Origin of the sequence: Staphylococcus sp. HMSC069E10 (assembly GCF_001809205.1) — a bacterium.
Taxonomy (GTDB): Bacteria; Bacillota; Bacilli; order Staphylococcales; family Staphylococcaceae; genus Staphylococcus; species Staphylococcus hominis.
This window is the reverse complement of record NZ_KV796499.1, coordinates 1-10,380: the sequence shown is the minus strand read 5'-3', so window position 1 is coordinate 10,380 and position 10,380 is coordinate 1. Positions and strand designations below refer to the sequence as shown.

General features: G+C 30.2%; 9 protein-coding genes. 7 read left to right on the top strand and 2 right to left on the bottom strand.

The annotated features are described in order from the left end of the window. Nucleotides 1–181 precede the first annotated feature (181 nt). From cdaA to HMPREF2561_RS10185, 6 genes are all read left to right on the top strand, one after another. Complete coding sequence (gene cdaA, locus HMPREF2561_RS10210; protein ID WP_017176078.1) at nucleotides 182–988, top strand: diadenylate cyclase CdaA; 807 nt, start codon at nucleotides 182–184, stop codon at nucleotides 986–988. A 1-nt stretch (nucleotide 989) separates the two neighbouring features. Beyond that, a complete protein-coding gene (locus HMPREF2561_RS10205) occupies nucleotides 990–1,922 on the top strand; it encodes a CdaR family protein (RefSeq protein WP_017176079.1) in 933 nt (310 codons plus the stop codon). A 28-nt stretch (nucleotides 1,923–1,950) separates the two neighbouring features. Beyond that, nucleotides 1,951–3,303 (top strand): phosphoglucosamine mutase, encoded by a 1,353-nt coding sequence (gene glmM / locus HMPREF2561_RS10200; protein ID WP_070468771.1) that lies wholly within the window; start codon nucleotides 1,951–1,953, stop codon nucleotides 3,301–3,303. A 540-nt stretch (nucleotides 3,304–3,843) separates the two neighbouring features. Continuing rightward, nucleotides 3,844–5,649: a glutamine--fructose-6-phosphate transaminase (isomerizing) gene (glmS, locus tag HMPREF2561_RS10195; RefSeq protein WP_017176081.1), complete on the top strand. Its 1,806-nt coding sequence runs from the start codon at nucleotides 3,844–3,846 to the stop codon at nucleotides 5,647–5,649. A gap of 20 nt (nucleotides 5,650–5,669) precedes the next feature. Next, nucleotides 5,670–6,530, top strand: a complete 861-nt coding sequence (locus HMPREF2561_RS10190) for an ABC transporter ATP-binding protein (protein WP_017176082.1) — start codon at nucleotides 5,670–5,672, stop codon at nucleotides 6,528–6,530. Between the two features lie 62 nt (nucleotides 6,531–6,592). After that, entirely contained in the window at nucleotides 6,593–7,453 is an 861-nt protein-coding gene (locus HMPREF2561_RS10185) for a Cof-type HAD-IIB family hydrolase (RefSeq protein ID WP_070436611.1), read from the top strand. A gap of 57 nt (nucleotides 7,454–7,510) precedes the next feature. On the opposite strand, the gene HMPREF2561_RS10180 is transcribed toward HMPREF2561_RS10185, so the two are convergent. Continuing rightward, on the bottom strand, nucleotides 7,511–8,581 hold the full coding sequence (locus tag HMPREF2561_RS10180) for a YtxH domain-containing protein (protein ID WP_239683776.1): 1,071 nt from the start codon (nucleotides 8,579–8,581) through the stop codon (nucleotides 7,511–7,513). 119 nt (nucleotides 8,582–8,700) lie between these two features. Here HMPREF2561_RS10180 and HMPREF2561_RS10175 point away from each other — a divergent pair, with 119 nt between their 5' ends. Beyond that, the gene (locus HMPREF2561_RS10175; protein ID WP_002448650.1) at nucleotides 8,701–9,435 is read left to right on the top strand and encodes a metallophosphoesterase family protein; all 735 of its coding nucleotides are present in this window, start codon (nucleotides 8,701–8,703) and stop codon (nucleotides 9,433–9,435) included. Between the two features lie 84 nt (nucleotides 9,436–9,519). On the opposite strand, the gene HMPREF2561_RS10170 is transcribed toward HMPREF2561_RS10175, so the two are convergent. Further along, a partial coding sequence (locus HMPREF2561_RS10170; protein WP_070436610.1) for a cation diffusion facilitator family transporter occupies nucleotides 9,520–10,380 on the bottom strand: 861 nt, incomplete at its 5' end.

Sequence of the window (10,380 nt, the reverse complement as noted above, 5' to 3'; positions counted from 1 at the left end):
GGGTCAGAGGTTCGAATCCTCTATGGCTCACTTTAAGCACTCCTTAATGGGGTGCTTTTTTATTATCCATTTTTAGTAGTGATTTTCATGAAAAATTTATAAGTATGACTTTCATAGTATGACAGTTACACCTTTCATTGGTATAATTATGAGTATGAAAGTTATAGACGGAGGAGAGATTATGGATTTTTCCAACTTTTTTAATAATCTTAGTACTTTGAAGATTATTACAAGTATATTAGATATACTTATTGTCTGGTATGTCCTTTATCTTCTCATTACTGTATTTAAAGGAACTAAAGCAATTCAATTGCTTAAAGGTATATTATTTATAGTTATTGGACAACAAGTAAGTAAACTTCTCAATTTAACTGCTACCTCAAAGTTATTTGATATTGTGATTCAATGGGGCGTTTTAGCTTTAATTGTGATATTCCAACCAGAAATTAGACGAGCACTTGAGCAATTAGGGCGAGGGAGCCTATTTAAACGCTATACTAATACTTACAGTCATGATGAAGAAAAATTAATCCAATCTGTATCAAAGGCTGTTCAGTATATGGCTAAAAGACGAATTGGAGCATTAATTGTTTTTGAAAAGGAAACTGGATTGCAAGACTATATTGAAACTGGTATATCAATGAATTCTGCAATATCTCAAGAATTATTGATAAATGTTTTTATACCTAATACACCATTACATGATGGGGCTATGATTATTCAAAACACTAAAATTGCTAGTGCTGCATGTTATTTACCACTTTCAGATAGTAATAAAATTTCTAAAAGTTTAGGTACAAGACATAGGGCAGCCGTAGGAATTTCTGAAGTTTCGGACTCATTTACTGTGGTAGTATCTGAAGAAACCGGTTCAATATCAGTTACTTTCGATGGTAAATTAAGACGTGATGTTTCTGATGAAGTATTCGAAGAGTTATTAGCTGAACATTGGTTTGGAACTCGCGCTCAAAAGAAGGGTGTGAAATAGCATGTTAGAAAGTAAGTGGGGATTAAGATTTTTTGCCTTAATATTAGCGATCTTTTTTTATCTTTCTGTTAATAATGTGTTTGGCAATATTTTTAACAATGATAATCTAGCTCAGAATTCTTCTAAAACAATTGAAGATGTACCTGTAGAAATTCTTTATAATACCAAAAATTTACATGTTACTAAATCACCAGATACTGTTGATGTTACTATTTCAGGACCACAATCAAAGTTATTGAAAATAGAAAGTTCAGACGATATCAAGGTCACAGTTAATTTATCTAATGCTAAATCTGGAAATTATAAAGAAGATTATATTGTTAAAGGATTAAGTAACGATATTAGTTATAATGTTAAACCTAAACACGCTTATATCACCTTGGAGGATAAAGATACTAAAACAATGCATGTTCAGCCTGATATTTCACAAAACAATGTAGATTCAAATTATAAAGTAAGTGAAACTTCTTTGAATAAAGACACTGTTCAAGTTACTGGTGGTAAAAAGCAATTAGACAAAATTGCATATTTAAAAGCGACATTTAAAAATGCGACTAATATCAGTGAGAATACTACTGATGTAGCTGAAATTACTGCATTTGACAAGCAATTGAATAAATTAAACGTTCAAATCAAGCCTAATAATATTAAAATGTCAGTGAAACTTGAACCTTACAGTAAAAAAGTAAAAATTAAAACCGTTAAAAAGGGTTCATTACCTGATGATGAAAGTTTAGATAGCATTAAACTAAATGAGAATGAAGTAGAAATTTATGGTAATAAAGATGATTTGAAGGATATTAATGACATAGAAGCCGATGTCAATTTAGATGATATCACTGAATCGACTGATAAAACACTTCAACTCAAGATACCTAAACAGGTTAAGAAATCTGAATTTAATGAAGTCACAGCACATGTCAATTTAAAATAGTAAACTAGATAATAAAGGAGTAATGAAAATGGGAAAATATTTTGGAACAGATGGTGTAAGGGGAGTAGCTAATAAAGAATTAACACCTGAATTAGCGTTTAAACTAGGTCGCTATGGTGGTTATGTATTAGCACATAATGAAGGAGAGAAACATCCTAGAGTTTTAGTTGGTAGAGATACTCGTGTGTCTGGTGAAATGTTAGAATCAGCTTTAATCGCTGGATTAGCATCAATAGGTGCAGAAGTAATGAGATTAGGAGTTATTTCTACTCCAGGTGTTGCATATTTAACACGTGAAATGGGAGCACAATTAGGAGTAATGATTTCTGCATCTCATAATCCTGTAGCTGATAATGGTATTAAGTTCTTTGGTGCTGATGGTTTTAAACTTTCAGATAAGCAGGAAGAAGAAATTGAACAATTATTAGATCAAGAACAACCTGACTTACCACGTCCAGCAGGCAAAGACATTATGCATTTTTCAGATTATTATGAAGGTGCACAAAAATACTTAAGTTATCTTAAATCTACAATTGATATAAATTTAGATGGACTTAAAATTACTTTAGATGGGGCGAATGGATCAACTTCTTCACTTGCGCCTTTCTTATTTGGTGATTTAGAGGCAACGACAGTTACAATTGGTTGTAATCCAGATGGATACAATATTAATGATGAATGTGGGTCTACTCATCCTGAACATTTAGCTGAAAAAGTTGTAGAAACTGAAAGTGATTTTGGTTTAGCTTTTGATGGAGATGGAGATCGTTTAATTGCTGTTGATGAAAAGGGTAACATCATTGATGGTGACCAAATTATGTTTATTATTGGTCAAGAAATGCACAAAAATCATGAATTAAATAATAATATGATTGTATCTACTGTAATGAGTAACTTAGGATTTTATAAAGCTCTTGAAACAGAAGGCATTCAATCAAATAAAACAAAAGTTGGAGATAGATATGTCGTTGAAGAAATGAGACGAGGCCATTATAATTTAGGCGGAGAACAATCTGGACATATAGTAATGATGGACTATAACACGACTGGTGATGGACTACTAACTGGAGTACAACTTGCTGCTATTATTAAATCAAGTGGTAAAACTTTAAGTGAGTTAGCAGCACAAATGAAAAAGTATCCACAATCATTAATTAATGTAAAAGTAACAGATAAACATCATGTATCTGAAAATGAAGACGTTAAAGCTGTTATGAATGAAGTTGAGAATGAAATGAATGGTGAAGGAAGAATATTAGTTAGACCTTCAGGAACTGAACCATTAGTAAGAGTAATGGTTGAGGCAGCAACAAATGAAGATGCTGAACGTTATGCTCAAACAATTGTTGATAAAGTAAAAGAAAAAATGGGATTAAATTAATAGTACCATTTAAAAACAAGAATACACTCTCTTTAAAGTTAAAGCCGTAGAACTGAAAACTTTAAAGAGAGTATTTTTTTAGCAAAAAATATAAATTAAATATCAAATTATAACTATAAGTTTATGAATTAAATATAATAATATTTGCAAATAATTATTAGAAAAGGGTAAAATAGAGAGTATTGGAAGAAAGGAGGATAGATGTAATAAAAATAAAATAAAGCGCCTGGACAAATAATTAAAATGTTAACCATTTAGTATTAATTAAGAGAATGCTAATAGACATATTAATTATATTGTAGACGAGGAGAATAGTTATCGATATAATCGGCGGATGCTATTCCGGATGTGGCACATTCGTTAGCTTATTATTTAAAACATATAGGTAACTAGATGTACAAATATAATAAGAACGCCAAATAGAAAACATAGAAATATGATGTTTAGAATCCAATACAATAAAACGAGCAATGTCTAATTAAAAAATTTTATATAACAGATAAAATTATCATATGACTATGTAATGGAGGAAAAAGAAATATGTGCGGAATTGTTGGATATATTGGCTTTGATAATGCCAAAGAATTATTACTATCTGGTTTAGAAAAATTAGAGTATAGAGGATATGATTCAGCAGGAATTGCTGTTGTCAATGATGAAGGGACTACTGTATTTAAGGAAAAAGGTCGTATTGCAGAATTAAGAAAAGTAGCAGATAGCAATGACATTGATGGTCACATTGGTATTGGTCATACTCGATGGGCTACTCATGGGGTACCTAGTCATATTAATTCACATCCTCATCAATCAAATAATGGACGTTTCACTTTAGTGCATAATGGTGTAATTGAAAATTATGAAGAACTAAAAAGCGAATACTTATCAGATGTAACGTTTAAATCAGAAACTGATACAGAAGTTATCGTTCAATTAGTAGAATATTTTTCAAATAAAGGTTTAGAAACTGAAGAAGCATTCACTAAAGCAGTATCTTTATTAGATGGATCGTATGCTTTAGGTATGTTAGATTCTGAGGATGAAGACACTATTTATGTAGCTAAAAATAAATCACCTTTACTTGTTGGTATTGGTGACGACTTTAATGTTATTGCTTCAGATGCATTAGCAATGATTAAAGTTACAAATCAATATAAAGAAATTCACGATCATGAAATTGTTATTGTTAAAAAAGAAAGTGTAACAATTAAAGATAAAGATGGAAATATTCAAGATCGCCCAACGTATACTGCTCAAATAGATGCATCAGATGCTGAAAAAGGTATTTATGATCACTATATGTTAAAAGAAATTAATGAACAGCCAGCAGTAATGCGTCGTATTATTCAAGAATACGAAGATGAAAATGGAGATTTAAATATTGATTCTGAAATTATTAAAGATGTATCGAATGCAGATCGCATTTATATTATTGCTGCAGGAACAAGTTATCATGCTGGTTTAGTTGGTAAAGAATACCTTGAAAAACTATCTGGAGTGCCAACTGAAGTTCATGTGGCATCAGAATTTGTTTATAACATGCCATTATTATCTGAAAAACCTTTATTTATTTATATCTCTCAATCAGGAGAAACAGCTGATAGCCGTGCAGTATTGGTTGAAACAAATAAATTAGGCCATAAGTCTTTAACAATTACAAATGTAGCAGGTTCAACGTTATCTCGTGAAGCTGATCATACGTTATTATTACACGCAGGACCTGAAATTGCTGTTGCATCAACTAAAGCTTATACAGCTCAAATTGCTGTATTATCAATTCTTTCTCAAGTTGTAGCTAAAGCACATGGACGCAATAACGGTATTGACTTATTAAGAGAATTAGCAAAAGTAACAACTGCAATTGAAACGATTGTAGATGATGCACCAGTAATGGAAAAAATTACTAAAGAATTCTTAGAAACGACTAGAAATGCTTTCTTTATTGGTCGTGCGATGGATTACAATGTAAGTTTAGAAGGAGCATTAAAACTTAAAGAAATTTCATATATTCAAGCTGAAGGATTTGCTGGTGGAGAGTTAAAACACGGTACTATTGCTTTAATTGAAGATGATACGCCAGTCATTGCGTTAGCTACGCAAGAAAATGTGAATTTATCAATTCGTGGTAATGTTAAAGAAGTAGTAGCACGTGGCGCTAAACCTTGTATTATTTCAATGGAAGGTTTAGAAAAAGATGGAGACACATATGTGATTCCTCACGTACACGAATTATTAACGCCTTTAGTATCAGTAGTAGCGCTACAATTAATCGCATATTATGCAGCTTTACACAGAGGATTAGATGTTGACAAACCTCGTAACTTAGCTAAATCAGTTACAGTTGAATAATTCAAAAAGCTGGGACATGGATGACATGTCTCAGTTTTTTATTTGATTTGTTAAATAATCAGAATCATCATACAATTATTTTAAGTAGAGGTGATCATTTGATAAATTTAAAACATATCTATAAAAAGAAACACGGAAAAACAATCATTAATGATTTAAATTGGCATATTGAAGCGGGAGATAATTGGATTCTTTATGGGTTGAATGGTGCAGGAAAAACAACACTATTAAATATCATGAATTCTTATGAAAGTGTATCTCAGGGTGAAATAGAATTGTTTGAAATGATACCAGGTAAAAAAGGATATTCTGCAGAAAACGTTCGTCAACATATTGGATTTGTTTCGCATAGTTTATTAGAAAAATTTCAAGACGGTGAGAAAGTGATTGATGTCGTATTAAGTGGCATATTTAAATCTATCGGTCTATATAAAGAATATTCTGATGAACATACTAAAGAAGCAGAAAAATTATTAAATTTAGTAGGAATGTTATCATATAAAGATCAATATTTAGGATATCTCTCAACAGGACAAAAACAAAAAGTAATGATTGCTCGCGCGCTTATACATCAACCTGATGTACTTATTCTTGATGAACCAGCATCAGGATTAGACTTTTTGGCTAGAGAACAGTTATTATATTTATTAGAAAATTTAAATAAGACATACGCTCATTTGACGATGATTTACGTGACTCATGTCATAGAGGAAATTATTCCATTATTTAGTAAGATATTTTTATTAAAAGAGGGTAGTTGTTTTGGTAAAGGAATAACAAAAGATATTTTAACTGATTCGATGATGTCTAAATTTTTTAATAACCAAATTGAAGTTATTCAATATAGAAATCGATATCATCTTTATATAAAACATAATTGAGTTTGCACTTTGGTTAAATAAATGTCACAATTTTAAGAAAGAGTTAGATGGAGGGTATCACGATGGCATTAGAAAATATTAAAGCAATATTCTTAGATATGGATGGAACACTATTGCATGAAGATAATAAAGCGACTGTAAAAACAAAAGAAGTAATTGATCAGTTAAGAGAAAAAAATTATAAGGTATTTCTAGCAACAGGACGTTCTTATTCTGAAATTCATAGTCTAGTACCAAAAGGTTTTAAAGTAGATGGTATGATTAGTTCTAATGGAACAAGAGGCGATATTGAAGATACAATTTTATTTAAACATAGTTTGACAATAGATAGTGTAAAAAAAATCGTGCAACTAGCTCAACAACAACACATTTATTATGAAGTTTTTCCTTTTGAAGGAGATAGAATTTCATTAATTGAAGATCAATCATGGATGGAAGATATGATTGATAGTGAACGTCCACAAAATGAAGTGAGTGAAAGTGAATGGAAATCACGTCGAGATGCCATGAATGGTAAAATTAATTGGAGAAAAGATATTCCAAATGACGACTATTCTAAAATTTATCTATTCAACAAAAAGTTAAATAAAATTAAAACGTTTAGAGATGAGTTAATACAAAATAAAGTGTTATTAAATATTAGCGTATCTAATTCTTCAAGATTTAATGCTGAGACGATGGCTTATCAAGTGGATAAAGGTACTGGAATTAAAGAAATGATAGATCATTTCGATATTAAACAAGAAGAAACACTTGTTATTGGTGATAGCGATAATGACAGAGCAATGTTTGAATTTGGAGGATACACTGTTTCAATGAAAAATGCACGTCCAGAAATTCAGTCTATTACTGATGATACTACACAATATACAAATGAAGAAGATGGCGCGGCTTTATATTTAGAACACCATCTTTTAAATTAAAATAAGGTAAGAAAGTAGGAGAAACCTGCTTTCTTACCTTTTGTGTTGAATAGTGATTTATTTATCGTTATTTAAATTTTTTTGATGATTTAAGTCTTCTTTAACATGATTTTTTGTATCATTAAAAGATGAAGGATCGTTTTTTAACGCTTCTTTTTCATGATTTATTTCTTTTTTTTCTTTTCGTTTACTTTTTTTCTTTTCTTTTACAGGTCTTTTCACATTCTCACCGCGACGTAAGAAATATTGAACAATACCCATTATAATTACAAAATATAGAATTAAACGTACAATAATAATAAGCGTTTGAGCAATAATTAAAATCACTTGTGCTACATTTTGGGACATATTTCCGGTTAATACAGTTAATACTGTACCAAGTGGTTGTGTAATGATAATAATGAGTAGGTTAATTAATAAGATAGCTAAAAAGAACTTGAACCAAGTTTTACGTCCATTTTTAATTCCTTTAAAGCCATCTTTAAAATGACCTATAGCACTTAAGTCATTTTTACGTGCAAATGACACAGTATAATTAATCATTAATATAAAGAAGAACCAATATACGATTGAAAGAATGAATCCCATAATGATAATTAAGATAATTTGTACAGTAAGTAAAATACCAATAGCATGATCGGATGTACTTACTGACTGTTGAATAGATGTGAATAATGGTGTTAAAGCTTTATTAAATAAAAAGTTTAATCCTAATGTGATTAAATATAATACAGCATAAAGAATAATAGTAATTAAAGCTAAAAGAAGACTTTTAACATATTTTCCTTTTTTAAAAGCAAAAAACAAATCAAAAAATTGAACAGCTTCTTTTTCAATAGCTTTAGCCATAATATTAAAAGCCCCTGCAAGTAATTGATAACCTGCAAGTATAAAAAATAATAATCCTAAGACCAAGACGAGTATTATCATAACTAATGACGCGCCTGATGACTGTTGAAATTGTGCTGCTAGTTGCATCTGCATAAAGTTTTGAACGAAGAAAGTTCTAGCAATCACAAATGCCACAAATACAATAATAAAACTTACTAAACTAAATAGTATTGTTTTTATGAGTTGTGACTTAGCATTTTTAAATGCTAAACTATGAAATTTAAACAAAATAAGCACTCCTTTACGTTAATATAATACACAATATCAGAATTTGTGCTTTTTTTAAATTAATATCTAACAATATTATGTTTTAAGTGTTAAAATATGCTAATGATTTAATAATGAAAGGAGACTTTATGGTGAAATTTGCAATTTTAACCGACGTTCATGGTAATTTTGATGCCTTACAAACTGTTTTAGATGATATTGATAATAGAGAAGATATCGATCAAATCTTTAACTTAGGTGATAATATTGGAATTGGCCATGAAACCAATAAAGTATTAGATATGATTTTCGATCGAGATGATATGGAAATTATTGCTGGTAATCACGATGAAGCAATTATGTCAATTGTTAATGGTACACCGTATCCAGAAGATTTAAAAAATAAATTTTATGAACACCATCAATGGATTGAAAGTCGAATGGATGAAGATTACTATGATGTATTAAATACACTACCAAGATATTTAGAAAAAACAATTTGTGGGAAAAAATGTTTATTTATACATTATGAAATTGAAAATCAAAGATTAGAAGAGGGGATTGATAAACAACCATTTGAACCTATTGTAGATAATCAAAAAGAAGAGATAGTTAAATTATTTGAAGATAAGGATGCGGATTTTATAGCTTTTGGACATAATCATCAATTACACTTGTATGATGATAATAACAAAACCTATTTCAATCCTGGTTCAGTAGGACTTAATAATGGTAAATATGCCGTATATGGAATCGTCACAATTAACGAAAATGAGTTTAGTGTTGAAAGAGTAAAATTACCGTATGATAATGAAGAATTTCTTCAAGGATTTGATGAAAAACATGTACCAGGCAAACAATTTATTTTCGATTATTTTATATAAGTAAAAAAAGTCGAGCAGAAACTAATATGAATTCTGTTCGACTTTTTACTTATATTGTAAACTGCGGACATTGTTTGTGTAGTCTTAATGATGAGCGTGCTCTTTATGTAATCCAGAGCATAGTACTGAAGTATCGTGATCATGTTGGGCTGTTTCTAATTGAATTGTCATATGTTGTATATTTAAGTGAAGTAATTCATGTTCTATTTTTTTAAGAAGTCCTTCACAGTCCTGAACAGACATAGTTTCAGAGACGACTGCATGACAACTTAACGCATTCATATCATTTGAAATAGTCCAAACGTGATAATCATGGACATTATAAATTTCATTATGATTTATAATTGTACTAATGATTTTATCTAAATTGACGTCACTTGGTGTACCTTCCATTAAAATATTAAGTGACGAACGTGAAATACCGATTGCACTTTTCAATATAATAATGGAAACTAGAATGCTTGCGATAGGATCAGCAATTGTAAAGTTAAATACGTATATAAGAATAGATGCTATAATGGCACCTAATGAACCAAGTAAGTCTCCTAAAACGTGAATAAAAGCACCGCGCATATTTAAGTTATGTGACGTATCACCGCTTTTAAACATGATTATTGCAACGATAATATTCACTATAAGTCCAATCACACTAATAATAAACATTTCAGTGGATTGCACTTTAATAGGATTGAAAAATCTTCTAATCGCTTCGATGATAATGACGCCACTAATAATTAATAAAGTTATACCATTAAATAAGGCAGCTAAGACTTCAAAACGCTTGTAACCGAATGTTTTAGTTGAAGTAGCATTTTTCTCTGCATAAATAAATGCGATTAAAGCAACTCCTAGTGAAACAGTATCGCTAAACATATGAAGTCCATCTGATAATAGCGCAAGACTATTAGCGATAAATCCTCCTAAAATTTCAACAATCATAAATAA

Excerpts from the sequence above, each read along its gene's own strand:
- HMPREF2561_RS10205 (WP_017176079.1), top strand. The coding sequence starts at position 990 with ATGTTAGAAAGTAAGTGGGGATTAAGATTTTTTGCCTTAATATTAGCG.
- HMPREF2561_RS10185 (WP_070436611.1), top strand. The coding sequence starts at position 6,593 with ATGGCATTAGAAAATATTAAAGCAATATTCTTAGATATGGATGGAACA.
- HMPREF2561_RS10175 (WP_002448650.1), top strand. The coding sequence starts at position 8,701 with ATGGTGAAATTTGCAATTTTAACCGACGTTCATGGTAATTTTGATGCC.
- cdaA (WP_017176078.1), top strand. The coding sequence starts at position 182 with ATGGATTTTTCCAACTTTTTTAATAATCTTAGTACTTTGAAGATTATT.
- glmS (WP_017176081.1), top strand. The coding sequence starts at position 3,844 with ATGTGCGGAATTGTTGGATATATTGGCTTTGATAATGCCAAAGAATTA.
- HMPREF2561_RS10190 (WP_017176082.1), top strand. The coding sequence starts at position 5,670 with ATGACATGTCTCAGTTTTTTATTTGATTTGTTAAATAATCAGAATCAT.
- glmM (WP_070468771.1), top strand. The coding sequence starts at position 1,951 with ATGGGAAAATATTTTGGAACAGATGGTGTAAGGGGAGTAGCTAATAAA.